A 15,501-nucleotide genomic window follows, 5' to 3' on the forward strand; every position below is an offset into this window, starting at 1 on the left:
CTGTTCAGGAATGATTTTCCCGTGCCTGGTCTCTCCCTCATGGGAGAATCCTGTTCTATTGTGTCGCACCACGTTCAGGGAAGAAAAGCATGTCGGAAAAACCTGTCGATTCGCTCAGCGAAAGCGAGGCAGCCAGTGAGCTGGAGCGGCTGGCGGCGGAGATTGCCGAGCACGACCGGCGCTACCATACCGAGGATGCGCCGACGATCTCGGACGCGGAGTATGACGCGCTGGCGCGGCGCAACCTCGCCATCGAGGAGCGCTTCCCCGATCTGGTCCGCGAGGATTCGCCATCGCGCCGGGTCGGCGCGCCGCCTGCGGAAGGCTTTGCCAAGGTGCGTCACGCGGTGCCGATGCTCAGCCTCGCAAAGGCCTATACCGACGAGGACGTCACCGACTTCATCGAACGCGGCCGGCGGTTCTTCGACCGCGACAAGGATCTGGACATCGCCTTCACGGCCGAACCGAAGATCGACGGGCTGTCGGCTTCGCTGCGCTATGAAGGCGGCGTGTTCGTGCAGGGCGCAACGCGCGGCGACGGCGCCGTCGGCGAGGACATCACCGCCAATCTCAAGACGATCGCCGACATCCCGAAGACGTTAAAGGGCTCAGGCTGGCCTGACACGATCGAAATACGTGGCGAGGTCTACATGACCTATGCGGAATTCGAGGCGCTGAAGCAACGCTCGGCTGCAGCCGGCGGTCAGGACTATGTCAATCCGCGCAACACGGCGGCCGGGTCGCTGCGCCAGAAGGATCCATCGGTTACCGCCAGCCGCAACCTCAAATTCTTTGCCTATGCCTGGGGCTACACATCAGAGGATCCCGCTCCGACCCAGTATGAGTCGGTGCAAAAGTTCGCTGATTGGGGCTTCAAGATCAGTCCGCTGATGGTGCGGGCGAAATCGGCAGAGGAACTGGTCGCGCACTACCATTTGATCGAGGAGCAGCGCTCATCGCTCGGCTATGACATAGACGGCGTCGTCTACAAGGTCGACCAGTTGGAACTGCAGCGCAGATGGGGCTTTGTCACCGGCGAACCGCGCTGGGCCGTCGCTCACAAATTTCCGGCCGAACAGGCGATGACGACCGTGCAGAAGATCGACATCCAGGTCGGCCGCACCGGCACGCTGGCGCCGGTTGCACGGCTTGCCCCCGTCACGGTTGGCGGCGTGGTGGTCGAAAACGTCACGCTTCACAATGAGGACTACATCAAGGGTCTGGACAGCACCGGCCAGCCGATCCGCGACGGCATCGACATACGCATAGGTGACACGGTCGTGATCCAGCGGGCGGGGGACGTCATTCCGCAGATCGTCAGCGTCGTCATCGACAAGCGTCCGTCCGATGCCGCGCCTTACGAATTCCCGCATAGCTGTCCGATCTGCGGCTCGCCCGCGACGCGCGAGATCAACGAGAAGACCGGCAAGGAGGATTCCCGCCGGCGCTGCACCGGCGAACTGATCTGCGCCGCGCAGGCGGTGGAAGGATTGCGCCACTTCGTGTCACGCGGCGCCCTGGACATAGAAGGGCTGGGCGCCGAAAACATCGACACCTTCTTCAATGCGGGATTGATCAGGACAGCCGCCGATATCTTCACGCTCAAGGATCGCCGTCCCGCCGTCACCAAGGCGCTGGCCGAGCGGCGTGAGGAGCAGGCCAGGCAGCGCGAGGCCGCGTCGGGCAAGACGCGCAAGAACGTGCGCAGTGTCGAGGACCGCAACTATGAAGGCCTCGACAAGCTTTTTGCAGCCATCGACTCCCGCCGCGAACCGGAACTCGACCGTTTCATCTTCGCGCTGGGCATCCGCCACATCGGTGATACGACGGCCGCCGTGCTTGCACGAACCTTCTCGACCATCGAGGAGCTGATCCGCATCGGCAAGGAGACAGCGGCGGCGGCCGATCCGCACAGCGTCTTCCCATCGATCAACGGCATCGGCGACACGGTGATCGGCGCGCTTCGAGATTTCTTCGGCAATGAACGCAACGACGACGTGCTTGATGCACTGCTCAAGCAGGTCAAGCCGAAGCCCTACGTCGTGGATGTCTCGGCCGGCAGCGAGGTCGCAGGCAAGACGATCGTGTTCACCGGCACGCTGGAAAAGGTGACGCGCTCCGAAGCCAAGGCGATGGCCGAACGTCTGGGAGCCAAGGTCGCGGGCTCGGTTTCCGCGAAGACCGACCTGGTGGTGGCGGGGCCAGGCGCCGGCTCCAAGCTGAAGGTTGCCACCGATCTCGGCATCGAGGTGATCGACGAAGACACCTGGTTGCAGCGGATCGGCAGGGGCGGCTGATGGCCGGCGCGTTCAAGGGGTTCGGGCAGAAGGCCATTCCATTCCTGAAGGCTCTCGATTTCCACCAGAGCCGGGAATGGTTCCAGAAGAACCGGGCGCTCTACGAAAGCGAGCTGCACGAGCCGTTCTGCGATCTCGTCGAGACGCTCTCCGAACGTTTCCAGGCGGCGGGGCTCGGCCTGCGGGGCGACCGCAAGAAATCGCTGTTCCGGATCAACCGCGATGTGCGTTTTTCCAAGGACAAGCGGCCCTACAACCAGCACCTTTCCGCGATCCTGTCACCCGACGGCACCAAGATGGAGCAGGGCGTGTTCTTCGTTTACATCGGGGTCGACCGCTGCTTTGCCGGCGTTGCCTGGTGGCAGCCGGGCTCCGAACTGCTTCAGGCCATGCGCAAAGCCATCACGACGAAGCCGGTCGCCTTCCGCGCCCTGGTGGCGGCGCTGAAGAAAGCCGGTCTCGAACTAGACACCGAGGGATGCCTGAAGCGTGCGCCGCGCGGTTTCGAGGATGTCACGGACGCCGACCTTGCCCAGGCGGTCCGCAACCGGCATTTCGCCGTCCGGCACGCCATCAACCCGGCGGGGATCCACGCACCGGCGCTGGTCGACGAACTCGTCGATTTCACCATTCGCGCCAGGCCGCTGCTCGACTGGGGCAGGGCGATCCAGGGCAAGGCTGCATAACACCACGCCCGGCGATCATTTCCGCTGATCGATTGGCTCAAGCGAATTGGTGTGACAAGGAAGCCGGCTCTCCCTACATACCACCCTTCTGGCAGGAGTGGTCGATGGCTGTGGAAGCGATCTCCGAGGGCAGCGCAAAAAGCGATTTCTGGGACGGCGTGCGGCTCTCGATGCCGGTCGTGGTCGCCTCGGCACCATTTGCCCTGCTGTTCGGGGCGATTGCCGTCGACAACGGATTTTCCGTGCTCGAAGCCTTCCTGATGAGCGCCCTGGTCTTCGGCGGCGCCAGCCAGATGGTCGGTATCGAACTGTTCGGGCAGCATGTCGCGCCCTGGCTGATCGTGCTGTCGATCTTCGCCGTCAATTTTCGCCATGTGCTCTATTCCGCCGGCCTCGGCCGCCGTATCTCGCATTGGCCTGTCATCCAGCAGGCGCTCGGCTATTTCATCATGACCGACCCGCAGTATGCCGTGGCCGAGGCCAGGGCGGCGTCCGGCAAGACGGTCGGCTTCGTCTGGTATCTGGGGCTCGGCCTGCCGGTCTATGTGTTCTGGGTGATCGAGAGTGCGCTCGGCGCGGTGTTCGGCAAGCTCATTCCCGACACCCATGCGCTGGGCATCGATTTCCTGCTGCCGATCTATTTCCTCGGCCTGGTGCTTGGTTTTCGTACGCGGCCGCTCTGGCTGCCTGTGGTCATGGCCAGCGCCGTTGCCTCGATCATCGCCTACAAGACGGTGGGTTCGCCCTGGCACGTTTCCATCGGCGCGGTCGCCGGCATGCTGTTGGCGGTCGTCCTGCCGCCGCACCATAGCGGCGTGGGGGAACGGCCATGAGCACCACCTTGTGGATCATCATCGCCGGCGCGATCGCTACATATCTCACCCGCATCGGCGGGCATCTGGTCATCTCGCGCTTCGAAAACATCCATCCGCGCGTCGAGGCTGGCTTGAACGCGGTGCCGGCTGCGGTGCTGACGACACTGGTCGCGCCGGCCGCACTTAGCGCCGGGCCCGCCGAATGGGCGGCGCTGATCGTCACTGCGCTGGCGTCGCTGCGCGGCGGCCTGATGGCGATGTTTTTGGCCGGTACGGCGGTGCTGATCCTGGCACGGCAGTTCGTCGGGTAGTTCCCGAAACTCAGATCTTTGCGTCGTGCGGCAGCGGTGCCGCCGCCTTCTCCAGCCAGGCCAGCGTTTCGCCGTCGAGCATCGGGCCGATCTCGGTCAGCACGCGCGCGTGGTACTGGTCGAGCCAGTGCAGCTCGTCGCGCGTCAAGAGGTCGGTGCGGATCAGTCGCTTGTCGATCGGTGCCAGCGTCAGCGTCTCGAAACCGTGCATGGCGATGTCGCCACCCTCTATTTGCTCGGCCGGAGTGACCAGCACGAGGTTCTCGATGCGGATGCCGTAGGCGCCTTCCTTGTAATAGCCGGGCTCGTTGGAGAGCATCATGCCGGCGAGCAGCTTTTCGGTGCCGGTGCGTGCGATGCGCTGCGGGCCTTCATGCACCGACAGATAAGAGCCGACGCCATGGCCCGTGCCGTGGGCGAAGTCGCAGCCATGCTTCCACAGCGCCATGCGCGCCACCGCGTCGATCTCGGAGCCGCGCGTGCCGGCGGGAAGGCGCAGCATGGAAATGCCGATCATGCCCTTCAGCACCAGGGTGAAGCGCTCGCGCATCTCTTCGGTCGGCGTGCCGACCGGCACGGTGCGGGTGATGTCGGTGGTGCCATCCTGATATTGCCCGCCGGAATCGAGCAGGAACAGTTCGCCATCGGCGAGTTTGCGGCTGGTGGCGCGCGACACGCGGTAATGCATGATGGCGCCGTTCGGGCCGGCGCCCGAGATGGTGTCGAAGGAGACGTCGCGCAGCGGCATCTGCGTCTCCTCGCCGGTCTGCCGGCGCGTTTCCTCAAGCCTGGTGACGACCGCGATCTCGTCGAGCGTGCCCGGCTTCTGGCGATCCAGCCAGCAGAGCAGCTTGGCGATGGCGGCGCCGTCGCGACGATGCGCGGCGCGGCTGCCATTGATCTCGGCCTGGTTCTTGGTGGCGCGCGGAGTGCGGGCCGGGTCGGGCGCGGCAACGACAGTGCCGCCATTGTCCTCGACCAGCATCTTCAGCTTTTCCGCCGCCAGCACCAGGTCGAGTGCGATTTTTGCACCATCCTTGGCCAGGGCAGCGATGGCCGCCTCGAACTCGCCGGGCTCGTGCAGTTCGGCAAGCTGCGTCAGATAGGCGGCGACGGTGCGCGAGAACTTGCGCTGGTCCATGAACAGCTGGTGCGAGCCGTCGGCGGCAAGCACGGCAAAGCCGAGCGCCAGCGGCGTGTGCGGCACGTCGCCGCCGCGAATGTTGAAGGCCCAGGCTATCGAGGACGGGTCGGTTAGCACGGCGTGCGTGGCGCCATCCTTGCCGATCGCAGCTGCCAGCCGTACCAGCTTGTCCTTGGCCAGTTCGCCGGCAAAGCCGATCGGGTGGATCTCGACCGGCGCCCGGGGCGGCTCGGGCTGGTCCTTCCAGATGATGTCGATCGGGTTCTTCTCGAGCGGCACAAGTACCGCGCCGGATTGCTCGGCCGAGGCATGCAGCGCCTTGACCTCGCTGAGCGTGTGCAGCCAGGGATCGAAGCCAAGCCGCGCGCCCTTGCCGAGATTGTCTTTGATCCAGCTGGCCGGCGGGTTGTCGACGAGGCTCTCGATCGAAAAAATGTCGAGATCGACCTCGCTGCGCACCTGCAAGGTGTAGCGCCCGTCGACGAACATGAAGGCGCGGTCGCGAAGGACGATGGCGGCGCCGGCCGAACCGCTGAAGCCGGTCAGCCATTTCAGCCGCGCCGAGCGATCGGCGACGTACTCGCCCTGATGCTCGTCGGCGCGGGGCACGATGAAACCATCGAGGCCGTTGGCCGCCAGCCATTGGCGCAGCAGCGCCACACGCGGCTTACCGACAGCCGGATCGCCAGCGGAATCAAAGGTCTGGAACATGGTGGCGTCTCCGTCGAATGCTCGCCGCGACCGTAGCGCATAGCCCCGGAAACCGGAATCGATTTCAGCAGGGCCAAATGGGGCGGATCGAGTCGGGTTACCGCTTGAGGTGGATCGTCACCCAGCCTTCGCGGTGCAAGGTCCTGACGTGGCGGAACTGCTGGCCGACATAGGCCGAGACCACCGCGTCGCGCTGGCGGTCGAGAATGCCGGAGAGCACGATCGAGCCACCCAACGATATATGCCTGGCCATTTCCGGCGCCAGCCGCATCAGCGGACGCGCCAGTATGTTGGCGACGATGAGATCGAAGGGCGCGCGCGCAGCAAAGATCGGGTGGTGGAAGCCCGGCGCCGTCACGGTTTCGACCAGCGCCTTGACGTGGTTGAGGCGGGCATTGGCGGCAGCCACTTTGACCGCGACCGGATCGATATCGGTCGCCAGCACCGGAATATGCGCGAGTTTTGCCAGCGCGATCGCCAGCACGGCGCTGCCGGTGCCGAGGTCGAGCGCATTCGCCGGATGCTCGCGGCGCACGACCGTTTCCAGCATTTCCAGGCAGCCGGATGTGGTGCCGTGATGGCCGGTGCCGAAGGCAAGGCCGGCCTCGATCTCGATGGCGAGGTCGCCGCTGCGGCGCTTGTCGCGGTCATGCGCGCCATGGACGAAGAAACGCCCGGCGCGCACCGGCTTCAGCCCTTCCAGCGAGCGCGTCACCCAGTCGATGTCGGGAAGCGTTTCGCGTTCGATCGGTTTTGGCAGCGCGAGCCCGGCAAGGACGTCCTTTACCCTTGCCTCGACCACATCGATGTCGCCGTCCGCATAGAGCGACACTTCATGGATGTCGCGATCCTCGTCGACCTCGAGCACGGCGATCGGCAGGCCCTCGTCTTCGAAGGCACCTTCGAGCGCCGCGAATATATGCTCGGCCTCGATCTTGCTGGCGATGAAATAGAGCCGCGTCTGGGTCATGAGGTTGTTTCTTGCTTGAGCATGATCTTTTCCGAAAACCGGTTCCCACTTTTCGCTGACGCGGACCTACGGTTCGGGATCGTGCTCTAGCCCGCCGCCAGCCGCTTCAGCTTGGCGATGGCGGTGTCGGCGCTTTCGCCATAGGCGATGGTACCGGAGAATTCGCCCCTGGCGTTCAGCAGCAGCACCGAAGCGGTGTGGTCCATTGTGTAGTCGCCGTCGCCGGTGTCGACCTTCTTCCAGTAGATGCTGAAGCCCTTGGCCATGGCGTGGACCTTGTCCGGATCGCCGGTGATGCCGACGATGCGGTCGGAGAAATTGCCGACATAGGTGTTCATCACCTCGGGCGTGTCGCGCTCTGGGTCGACGGTCACGAAATAGGCATTCAGGTTCTTGCCGCTGTCGCCCATCGTCTTCAGCCAGCCGGCAAGTTCGAAGAGAGTGGTCGGGCACACTTCCGGGCAATGAGTGAAGCCGAAGAAGACGACGCTGGGATGACCCCTGAACGCTGCTTCGGTGATCGGGGCGCCCTTTTGGTCGACCAATGTGAACGGCGTGCCGAACGGCTCGCCGCCATAATGGCCGCGATACCAGTCGAAGGTGAGCCAGCCGATGCCCGCCGCCATCAGGACGAGAATGCCGACCAGTATTGAACGCATCATCAATGGGTGTCCGTCGTGATTGTCATGGCACGCGCCGGATGGGCGCGGAAAGCCCTTGTTCGGTGAACACTCTTACCGGTTTGGCGTGGCGCACGCAAAGATGTCGCGTTGCCGCAACCGGCAAGCGGCGCAGAGACGATCTGCTTGCAAAGTCCCGCTGCCCGTCCCACCTGAGGTCGGCAAAACGCGAACCGCAGGAGGCTCATTTGCGAAAACTGATCGGCGGCGCCCTGGCCGCATGCCTTGTCCTCGGCACCGGTGTGGCGGCGGCAGACGAAGTGGGCAAGGTCGGCGTCGACTGGCTCGGCAACGACATCATCGTCGAGGCGATCAAGGATCCGAAAGTGGAGGGCGTCACCTGCCACGTCTCCTATTTCGATCGCGGTGTCATCGACCGCCTGCAGAAGGGCAACTGGTTCGAGGATCCGTCGGATTCCTCGATCTCCTGCCGCCAGACCGGGCCGATCACCATCGGCGACATCGACATGAGCGAAGGCGGCGAGGAAGTCTTCAAGCAAGGCATCAGCCTGATCTGGAAGAAGCAGGTGGTGAACCGCATCTACGACAAGACCAACGAGACGCTGATCTATCTGTCGCATTCGCGCCAGGTCCAGGATGGTTCGGCGAAGATGTCCGTCACCACCGTGCCGCTCTACGGCCAGAACGTGGTGTGGACCAAAGGCAAGCCGAAATAGACTCTGGCAACAGCTGACGGACGATTGGTCCCGCTTGCGGGACCAATCGTCCGGGCGTAAAGCCGCCACATGGACCGTGCCGAAAATCTTGTCCTGAAAGACCCGGAACCGCGCATTCATCCGACCGCGGAGCTGAAGGCGTGCAAGCTTGGTCGCTATGCCTCGATCGGCGAACGGGTGATCCTGCGCGAAGTGACGGTCGGCGACTTCTCTTATTTCGAGCGCCATGCCGAGGCGATCTACACGACGATCGGCAAGTTCTGCTCGATTGCCGCCAACAGTCGCATCAATGCGCTGGAGCATCCGATCGAGCGGCTGACGCAGCACAAGGTCAGCTACCGGCCGAACGAGTATTTCCGCTGGCTGGGTGTCGACGCGGGCTTCCGCGAGCGGCGCCAGGCAAAGTCGGTCAGCATCGGCCACGATGTCTGGATCGGCCACGGCGCGGTGATCATGCCGGGGGTGACGATCGGCAATGGCGCGATTGTCGGCGCCAATGCGGTGGTGACGCGCGATGTGCCGACCTATGCGATCGTCGCCGGCGTTCCGGCGAAACCGCTGCGCCAGCGCTTCGCCGCCGACATTGCGGCGCGGATCGAAAGCCTGGCGTGGTGGGACTGGGCGCCGGAGAGGCTGGCCCGGGCCGTGCCCGACATGCAGGCTTTGCCGATCGAAGCCTTCCTCGACCGCTGGGAAAACGACGCGCCTTGATGCTGGGGAAGTAACCCCTTCCGCCATGCGGGGGTGGCGCAGCGGAAGGGGCAGGAGTAGACCCGCCGCAAGGCGGAAGGAACAGGCTTTTGACCTGCATCGGCACTATGGCAACAAACCCATAAGGCGGTTTTTCCCGGAGCCACGCTTTGTGCGTGTATTCGATTGTGGCCGGCGAAATGGCGCCGGCCGGGAACCGGAACCGGCTGCCGTTAGTTTCTGATTGCGCAATGAATTCTACCTTCAGCCGAACTCCTGTCGCTCAATCGTCGAGGTCCTTGGATGATCGAGAAGCTTTTTACCCGGATCGCCAACACGGTCGCGCATCTTGCCGGGCTGCCGTTGACATTTGCCGCCTGCTGCCTGGTCATTGTCGTCTGGGCAGTGACGGGGCCGATTTTCGGCTTTTCCGACACCTGGCAACTGATCATCAACACCGGCACCACGATCGTCACCTTCCTGATGGTGTTCCTGATCCAGAACACCCAGAACCGCGACGGCGCGGCGATCCAGGCCAAGCTCGATGAGTTGATCCGGGTCGGCCGGGCTCACAACACCTTCATCGGTATCGAGCATCTGACCGAAACCGAGGTCGAGGAGATCCGCGCCAAATGCGAACAGGCGGCAAAGCGGCATGACAAGAAGATCGCCGACATGGCCGCCAGGAAGGCGGTGGCCCAGAAGCGCGGCGCCAAGGGCCAGGCCGCGTGATTGTCAGTCGTTCATGAAGGAGGCGAAGGCGTCCTTGTGGTCCGGGTGCCAGCGCGACAGAGCAGGGCGGTTTTCGATGATGTCGCCAATCGCCCAGGCCATGCGCTTTTCGTCCGTCGGCCGCGCGACTTCGTTGTCCGGGCAAAGGATATAGAAATCGCCATGCAGCAGCGATGCCAGCATGAAATCGATGACCTGCTCGCCGGTCCAGGCGCCGGCCGGTTTTTCCACCGCGCCTTCGGTCAGGCCGGTAAAGGTGAAGCCGGGGATGAGCAGATGGGCCGAGACCTTTGCGCCTGGCTCGTTGCGCAGGGCGTGCGCGAGGCCCTCGGTGAAAGTCTTCACGCCTGATTTGGAGACGTTGTAGGCGAGGTTGCCGGGCGGCGTGGTGATGCCTTGCTTGGAGCCGGTGTTGACGATCAGGCCAGGCTTGCCCGATGCCAGCATGGCCGGCGAGAAGGCCTCGACGCCGTGGACGACGCCCCAGAAATTGATGTCGAGCAGCCGCTTCCAGGCATCGCGGTTTTCCCAGGGTTTTCCCGGATTGTCGCCGACGCCTGCATTGTTCATCAGCAGCGACACGCCGCCGAAGGCGCTGTGCGCCTTTTGCGCCAGCCGGTCGACCTCGTCCGCCTTGGCGACGTCGGTGGCGACGGCGAGCACGCCATCCTCGCCGCCGATCGCGGCGACCGCGCCGGCGGCCGCGTCGAGGCGCGCGCCGCCGATGTCGGCGAGCACGATCTTCATGCCCATGGCTGCCAGCCGCTTGGCCGCGGCAAGGCCGATGCCGCTGGCGCTGCCGGTGATGACGGCGACGTTGCCGGAGGCGAGGGCGGGCAAAGCGGTCTGGATTTCGGCATCGCTGGTCATGATTTTTTCCTTGTTCGGGGTTGCGCCGAACTTAGCGTCCGATGCGCCCCAGGCAAGTCCGGTTCGACGTCTTCGGGTTGACCATATTGGCACGCGCTGCGCATGTTGCGCGAACAGAGGAAGGATTTGCCGATTGACCGACTGGATCGAGATCCTGAAGGAGCAGACCGCCACCGGCGACCAGATGGGCCGCGAGGTGCCGCAGATGCTTGCCAATCCCGACATCAGCGAAGCGCAGGTGAAGACGCTGTTTTCGGCGCTGGAAAAACAGGCCGAGTTCGTCGAGAAACTGCGCATGGCGCTGGAGAAATTCGGCCATGATTTCCCGATCATCAAGGCGGCCGAACGGCTGGAAGAGCGCTATGCCGACCTTGCCGCGTCGGTCGCCGAAAAGCTGAAGGCGATGCGGAAATAGCAGCGGCCACTTTTCGATCAGCCGTTCGAAGCGCCTGTCCGGCACGAACCAGATCACCGCCACCGCCACGTATATGGCGACGCCGCCATGCTGCGCGCTGCCTGTCATCGGTATCGGCCTTCTGTCGAGCTGGACAAGTGCCACGACGGCAAGCCTCGCCTTCGCAGGCATGATCACCATCTTCTCACTGGTGGACCTGGGGTTTGGCGCAAAATACGCGCGCTGAGCATCAGCCGTTCGGGGTCTCGGGCGCCATGTTTGCGCGCTGGCGCGGTACGCCGAGGCCGGTGTCCGGCGGTTCGCCGGCAGCCGGCCTGTTCTCGATCATGTGCATGGTTCGCCAGCCGCCGAAACGGTAGTAGGCGGCGGCGAGCGCCAGCGAGGTGATCGAGCCGGCCGGAAAGCTCCACCACAGCGCTTCCTCGCCGATCACGCTCCGGAAGAAGTAGGCAAAGCCGGTGCGCACGATCAGCACCGAGATCACCAGGATGATCAGCGGCGGCATCACCGCACCGGTGGCGCGCACCGTGGCGAACAGCACGATGGTGACGCCGAACAGGATGAAGGACCAGGACGCGACATTGTTGATATGGGCGGCGATGTCGATTGCCGCGCTGTCGGTGCTGAGGAACAGGCTGAGGATCGAGCGGTCGAAAAGGAACAGCAGGTAGACCAGCGCGCCGGTCAGCACGAGGTTGAAGCCGACGCCGGAGGCGGCGATACGGCCGATGCGGTCCCAGCGCCCGGCGCCGACATTCTGGGCCGCCATTGAGGAGACGGCGGCGCCGATAGCCAAGGCCGGCATCTGGATATAGGTCCAGAGCTGCGCGGCGATGCCATAGGCGGCGGCGACCTGCGAGCCGTAGGAATTGACGATGCCCATCACCGTCAGCGCCGCCGCCGAGATGACGATCATCTGCAGGCCCATCGGCACGCCCTTGAAAACGACAATCCTGAGCAGCGCCGGATCCGGCCGCAGCAGAGCGAGATTGGCGCCGGCCAGTCGCAGCGGATGCTTGCGCGCATAGAGCACGACGAGGATGGCGATCACACTCACCGTCTGGCCGATCAGCGTTGCCGTGGCCGAGCCGGCAATGCCGAGTTCGGGGAAGGGGCCGATGCCGCGGATGAGCAGCGGGTTCAAAACGATGTCGAGCACGACGGCCAGCGCCATGAAAGAGAAGGGCGTGCGCGAATCGCCGGCGCCGCGCAGCACCGTCATGACGAAGGACAAGAGGTTCATCATCGGTACGGCGACGAAGATGATGCGTAGATAGGAACGGGCGAGCGGCAAGGCGTCGGCCGGCGTTCCCAACGTGTTGAGGATGGCGTCGACCCAGATCCAGCCGCAGACCGCTAACAACACCGAGATGAGGAAGAAGAAGGTGGCGCTGGTGCCGACGATGCGCCGCGCCTCGGCCAGGTCGCGGGCACCCACCGATTGCGCGACCAGGATGGTGGCCGCCATGCCGATGCCGAACACGGTGCCGAGGATCAGGAACAGCACCAGATTGGCATTGGAGGTTGCGGTAAGAGCTGCCTCTCCGAGGAAGCGGCCGACCCAGACGGCGTTGATCGAGCCGTTGAGCGATTGCAGCACGTTGGAGCCCAGCACCGGCAAGGCGAACAAGAGCAATGTGCGTGGGATCGGGCCGCTGGTGAGATCGGCAGGGCGCCGGCGGCCAGGCATCTTCTCGTCCATGGTGAGCTGCTCGGCGAAGGCTCGTCTTTGAGTCCAGTCCGTGATGATCGCCGATTTAGCGGGACAGGTCGATGCGGCGTCGGAAAATTCCGCCTAGAGCCGGATGATTTCAGGTCGAATCGACCTGAAATCTGAATCCGTCTCTAAATCAAAGAGATAGAGCATGATGTCACCCGAAAACCACTTCACACCTTTCGGCATCATGCTCTGGCGTGCCTTGAGCCAGTCATGTTCTCAAAGCTTGCGGAATGGGATATTGGTCTTGGGTGCGAGGGGCCGCACTTTATAGATATCTTATGGGGTAACCGGGGGGATCATGTATAGTCCGCTGTTTCTTGAGCGCCTGAACCGGCGCGCGTTTCTCGGTGCATCCGCTTTGAGTGCGGCCTCGGTGGCCCTTTCGGCATGCACCACGACGGACGTGGTGACGCCGCCAGTGGCAGCGCCGCCGCCGCCAAGCGAGTCGGCTTTCGGCGCTGCCGCAAGCATGTATGCGGCACGCGTCGACGAGAGCTATCAGCTGCCGGCAATCCCGGTAGACAAGCTCGATCCGAAGTTCGTACGCCAGATCGTGTCCGACCCCACCGGCGAAAAACCCGGCACGATCGTCGTCGATACCTCCGAGCACTTCCTCTATCTGGTACGCGACGGTGGCGAGGCCATCCGCTATGGCGTCAGCCTCGGCAAGGCCGGTTTCGGATGGACCGGCAGCGCCGTGGTTCAGGCGCGGAAGAAGTGGCCGGTCTGGACGCCGCCGCCGGAAATGATCCAGCGCCGGCCGGAGCTGGCGAAATACAAGGACGGCATGCCGCCCGGCCCGCAGAGCCCGCTGGGCGCCCGCGCGCTGTATTTGTTCCGCGACGGCAAGGACACGATGTACCGGCTGCATGGCACGCCGGAGTGGGATTCCATCGGCAAGAACGCTTCGTCGGGCTGTGTGCGCTTCATGAACCAGGACATCATCGACCTCTACAGCCGCGTCAACGGCGTCGCGCAGGTCTACGTGCGCCCCAACCTGTCGCCCGCCGGGAAGATGACAGCCGTGTCGAACAGGACGGCCGAGCCGATCGATGCCGGCGTGCCAAGGGACGCCGAGATCTTGAAGTAGATCGTCGACAAACGGCTTGAAGGCGGACGCGCTCGACGCGCCCGCCTTACTGTCTGGAGCTAGTTCGTGGCGAGGTTCGGCAGCGTGACTTGATAGACCAGGAACATGGTGTCGACGTCGGCACCGTCCTCGGCCTTGTAGGGCGCGCCGACCTGGAAGCCGTCCTGGGTGAGGAAGTCGTTGTCGTTGGCGACGAACAGGAAATAGTCGTTGGGCAGCTTGGGATCGAGCACGCTGACCAGCGACATCGCCTCCCACTTTTCCGAGAGGTTGTTCTTGTCGTTGGGCTTGCCATTGTGCAGGCCGAAGCGGCCGAGCTCGGCCTTGTCGTTCAGGTCGATGAACGGCGTCAGCTTGGCCGGCGTCACCGACGGATCGAGCACGCCCTTGGGCGCCACTGGCTTGTCGGCGGCGTCGAACGGGCCGCCGGCGATGTCGGTCGCCGCCGAGAGATCGACGACATTGATCTTGCGCAGGAGCGACTCCTCGCCCTTCAGGCCCTGGCCGTTGCCGCTGTCGCGGGTCAGCATCAGGAAGGTCTTGCCCGACAGCGCGACGATCTCGCTCTGCGCCGCCACCTTGGTCTTGTCCTTGGCGTCCTTGAACACCGGCAGCGGCACGATGTATTCGTGCGCCAGCTTGAGGTGGGCGAGGTCGGAGGCGTCATAGACCAGCGCCCTGGTGTTCTGGCGCGTCGCACCGGAATCGCCACCATCCTGGCGCGGCGCCGACTGCAGCACGGCGATCAGGAACTTGCCGTCCGGCGTCATCGCCATGCCTTCGAGGCCCTGGTTGTTCTGGCGGCCGGTCTCGGGATCCTTCGGATCGGGCTCGGCGGCACCGGGGCCCGGATTGTCCGAGGCGAAGTTCGGCTTCCCATGGCGCATCGGCACCAGTGCCGCTGGCGGCTGCGTCGCCGACAGCAGATGGCCGTCGGCCGAGAAGCGGTAGATGTTCGGGCCATATTCGTCGGAGATAAACATGGTGCCGTCGGGCAGGCGCACGATGGCCTCGTTGTCGAGCGCCAGCTTGCCATTGTCGGCCTGCGGCAGGATCGGCATGTCGCCGGCGGCGGGACGAACGCCGTTGAGCGGGTCGAGGCCGGTGGCGTCGGCGCCCTTGTCGTCGGTCAACAGCATGGTGTCGGCGAGCGTCGCCTTGACGCCAGACTGTTCCTGGCCGGCGGCGGGCGCCGCGCCCGGCGCTACCGGGGCAAGCTCGATCGCAATGGTGTTGAGGCGCGGCCGGTAGTCGGTGGTGCCGACGACGTTGTAGCCGCGGTCCGGCAGCAGCCACAGCGACCCCTTGTAGCCGGCGCCGTCACGCGCCCAGCCCTTGACGTCGATCGCCATACCGGAGCCGGAGCCGAAGGTCTCGCCGAACTTGTCCTTCAGGTTGGCCGGGATACGGCCGACGCCGACCAGCCCCTTGTTGACATAGGCGACGCCATCAGCGCGCGCCGGCGTCAAGGCGGTGAACAGAGCCAGTGCCGCGCCGAGCGCGACGGTTCGGTTGAGATGTTTCATGGATATCCCCTTGTGACAAAGCAGCCCGGAGCAGGCGTCGCATCGACATGGCGCCAGCGCCTCCGTCAAGCGGTCTAGGACGCGAACATGATACTTGCGTGACAGGCGCCATTTCTTCCCTTGTCCCCTTGTGGGAGAAGGTGGCCGAGCGAACCTCGGTCGGATGA

15 protein-coding genes are annotated in these 15,501 nt (G+C 64.3%); 9 read left to right on the plus strand and 6 right to left on the minus strand.

What is annotated here, in order from left to right; genetic code table 11:
• Nucleotides 1–89 precede the first annotated feature (89 nt).
• The 4 genes from ligA to DH08_RS19385 all read left to right on the plus strand — a co-directional run bounded on the left by ligA (nt 90) and on the right by DH08_RS19385 (nt 4,109).
• Complete coding sequence (gene ligA, locus DH08_RS19370) at nt 90–2,297, plus strand: NAD-dependent DNA ligase LigA (protein ID WP_192180856.1); 2,208 nt, start codon at nt 90–92, stop codon at nt 2,295–2,297.
• Nucleotides 2,297–2,983 carry a DUF2461 domain-containing protein gene (locus tag DH08_RS19375; protein ID WP_192180857.1) on the plus strand — a complete coding sequence of 229 codons (687 nt, stop codon included), beginning with the start codon at nt 2,297–2,299 and terminating at the stop codon, nt 2,981–2,983. Before ligA ends, DH08_RS19375 begins: the two co-directional genes overlap by 1 nt.
• Nucleotides 2,984–3,087: 104 nt before the next feature.
• Nucleotides 3,088–3,816 (plus strand): AzlC family ABC transporter permease, encoded by a 729-nt coding sequence (locus DH08_RS19380; RefSeq protein ID WP_192180858.1) that lies wholly within the window; start codon nt 3,088–3,090, stop codon nt 3,814–3,816.
• Nucleotides 3,813–4,109 carry an AzlD family protein gene (locus DH08_RS19385; RefSeq protein WP_192180859.1) on the plus strand — a complete coding sequence of 99 codons (297 nt, stop codon included), beginning with the start codon at nt 3,813–3,815 and terminating at the stop codon, nt 4,107–4,109. The genes DH08_RS19380 and DH08_RS19385 overlap by 4 nt, the downstream gene beginning before the upstream one ends.
• Before the next feature lie 10 nt (nt 4,110–4,119).
• On the opposite strand, the gene DH08_RS19390 is transcribed toward DH08_RS19385, so the two are convergent.
• From DH08_RS19390 to DH08_RS19400, 3 genes are all read right to left on the minus strand, one after another.
• On the minus strand, nt 4,120–5,964 hold the full coding sequence (locus DH08_RS19390) for an aminopeptidase P family protein (RefSeq protein WP_192180860.1): 1,845 nt from the start codon (nt 5,962–5,964) through the stop codon (nt 4,120–4,122).
• Nucleotides 5,965–6,061: 97 nt separating this feature from the next.
• Nucleotides 6,062–6,934, minus strand: coding sequence for a 50S ribosomal protein L11 methyltransferase (locus DH08_RS19395; RefSeq protein ID WP_192180861.1), 873 nt, complete (start codon nt 6,932–6,934; stop codon nt 6,062–6,064).
• 86 nt (nt 6,935–7,020) lie between these two features.
• The gene (locus tag DH08_RS19400) at nt 7,021–7,596 is read right to left on the minus strand and encodes an SCO family protein (protein ID WP_282595050.1); all 576 of its coding nucleotides are present in this window, start codon (nt 7,594–7,596) and stop codon (nt 7,021–7,023) included.
• A gap of 206 nt (nt 7,597–7,802) precedes the next feature.
• Here DH08_RS19400 and DH08_RS19405 point away from each other — a divergent pair, with 206 nt between their 5' ends.
• From DH08_RS19405 to DH08_RS19415, 3 genes are all read left to right on the plus strand, one after another.
• On the plus strand, nt 7,803–8,291 hold the full coding sequence (locus DH08_RS19405; RefSeq protein ID WP_006204882.1) for a CreA family protein: 489 nt from the start codon (nt 7,803–7,805) through the stop codon (nt 8,289–8,291).
• Between the two features lie 69 nt (nt 8,292–8,360).
• Nucleotides 8,361–9,002: a DapH/DapD/GlmU-related protein gene (locus DH08_RS19410; protein ID WP_192180862.1), complete on the plus strand. Its 642-nt coding sequence runs from the start codon at nt 8,361–8,363 to the stop codon at nt 9,000–9,002.
• Nucleotides 9,003–9,284: 282 nt separating this feature from the next.
• On the plus strand, nt 9,285–9,713 hold the full coding sequence (locus DH08_RS19415; RefSeq protein WP_192180863.1) for a low affinity iron permease family protein: 429 nt from the start codon (nt 9,285–9,287) through the stop codon (nt 9,711–9,713).
• 3 nt (nt 9,714–9,716) lie between these two features.
• Here the strand turns inward: DH08_RS19415 and DH08_RS19420 are convergent, their stop codons facing one another.
• Nucleotides 9,717–10,583, minus strand: a complete 867-nt coding sequence (locus tag DH08_RS19420; protein WP_192180864.1) for an SDR family NAD(P)-dependent oxidoreductase — start codon at nt 10,581–10,583, stop codon at nt 9,717–9,719.
• 133 nt (nt 10,584–10,716) lie between these two features.
• Here DH08_RS19420 and DH08_RS19425 point away from each other — a divergent pair, with 133 nt between their 5' ends.
• Nucleotides 10,717–10,998, plus strand: coding sequence for a hypothetical protein (locus DH08_RS19425; protein ID WP_192180865.1), 282 nt, complete (start codon nt 10,717–10,719; stop codon nt 10,996–10,998).
• 229 nt (nt 10,999–11,227) lie between these two features.
• Here the strand turns inward: DH08_RS19425 and DH08_RS19430 are convergent, their stop codons facing one another.
• Nucleotides 11,228–12,700 (minus strand): MATE family efflux transporter, encoded by a 1,473-nt coding sequence (locus DH08_RS19430; RefSeq protein ID WP_192180866.1) that lies wholly within the window; start codon nt 12,698–12,700, stop codon nt 11,228–11,230.
• A 313-nt stretch (nt 12,701–13,013) separates the two neighbouring features.
• On the opposite strand from DH08_RS19430, the gene DH08_RS19435 reads away from it, so the two are divergent.
• Nucleotides 13,014–13,808 (plus strand): L,D-transpeptidase family protein, encoded by a 795-nt coding sequence (locus DH08_RS19435; RefSeq protein ID WP_192181043.1) that lies wholly within the window; start codon nt 13,014–13,016, stop codon nt 13,806–13,808.
• A 59-nt stretch (nt 13,809–13,867) separates the two neighbouring features.
• Here the strand turns inward: DH08_RS19435 and DH08_RS19440 are convergent, their stop codons facing one another.
• On the minus strand, nt 13,868–15,334 hold the full coding sequence (locus DH08_RS19440; protein WP_192180867.1) for an esterase-like activity of phytase family protein: 1,467 nt from the start codon (nt 15,332–15,334) through the stop codon (nt 13,868–13,870).
• Nucleotides 15,335–15,501: the final 167 nt, after the last annotated feature.

It is taken from the genome of Mesorhizobium amorphae (genome assembly GCF_014843845.1).
GTDB classification, from domain to species: domain Bacteria; phylum Pseudomonadota; class Alphaproteobacteria; order Rhizobiales; family Rhizobiaceae; genus Mesorhizobium; species Mesorhizobium amorphae_A.

What these genes read in the sequence shown, in the direction of transcription:
- DH08_RS19415 (WP_192180863.1), top strand. Translation starts at nt 9,285, where the DNA reads ATGATCGAGAAGCTTTTTACCCGGATCGCCAACACGGTCGCGCATCTT.
- DH08_RS19420 (WP_192180864.1), bottom strand. Translation starts at nt 10,583, where the DNA reads ATGACCAGCGATGCCGAAATCCAGACCGCTTTGCCCGCCCTCGCCTCC.
- DH08_RS19375 (WP_192180857.1), top strand. Translation starts at nt 2,297, where the DNA reads ATGGCCGGCGCGTTCAAGGGGTTCGGGCAGAAGGCCATTCCATTCCTG.
- DH08_RS19410 (WP_192180862.1), top strand. Translation starts at nt 8,361, where the DNA reads ATGGACCGTGCCGAAAATCTTGTCCTGAAAGACCCGGAACCGCGCATT.
- DH08_RS19440 (WP_192180867.1), bottom strand. Translation starts at nt 15,334, where the DNA reads ATGAAACATCTCAACCGAACCGTCGCGCTCGGCGCGGCACTGGCTCTG.
- DH08_RS19400 (WP_282595050.1), bottom strand. Translation starts at nt 7,596, where the DNA reads ATGATGCGTTCAATACTGGTCGGCATTCTCGTCCTGATGGCGGCGGGC.
- ligA (WP_192180856.1), top strand. Translation starts at nt 90, where the DNA reads ATGTCGGAAAAACCTGTCGATTCGCTCAGCGAAAGCGAGGCAGCCAGT.
- DH08_RS19390 (WP_192180860.1), bottom strand. Translation starts at nt 5,964, where the DNA reads ATGTTCCAGACCTTTGATTCCGCTGGCGATCCGGCTGTCGGTAAGCCG.
- DH08_RS19385 (WP_192180859.1), top strand. Translation starts at nt 3,813, where the DNA reads ATGAGCACCACCTTGTGGATCATCATCGCCGGCGCGATCGCTACATAT.
- DH08_RS19380 (WP_192180858.1), top strand. Translation starts at nt 3,088, where the DNA reads ATGGCTGTGGAAGCGATCTCCGAGGGCAGCGCAAAAAGCGATTTCTGG.
- DH08_RS19395 (WP_192180861.1), bottom strand. Translation starts at nt 6,934, where the DNA reads ATGACCCAGACGCGGCTCTATTTCATCGCCAGCAAGATCGAGGCCGAG.
- DH08_RS19430 (WP_192180866.1), bottom strand. Translation starts at nt 12,700, where the DNA reads ATGGACGAGAAGATGCCTGGCCGCCGGCGCCCTGCCGATCTCACCAGC.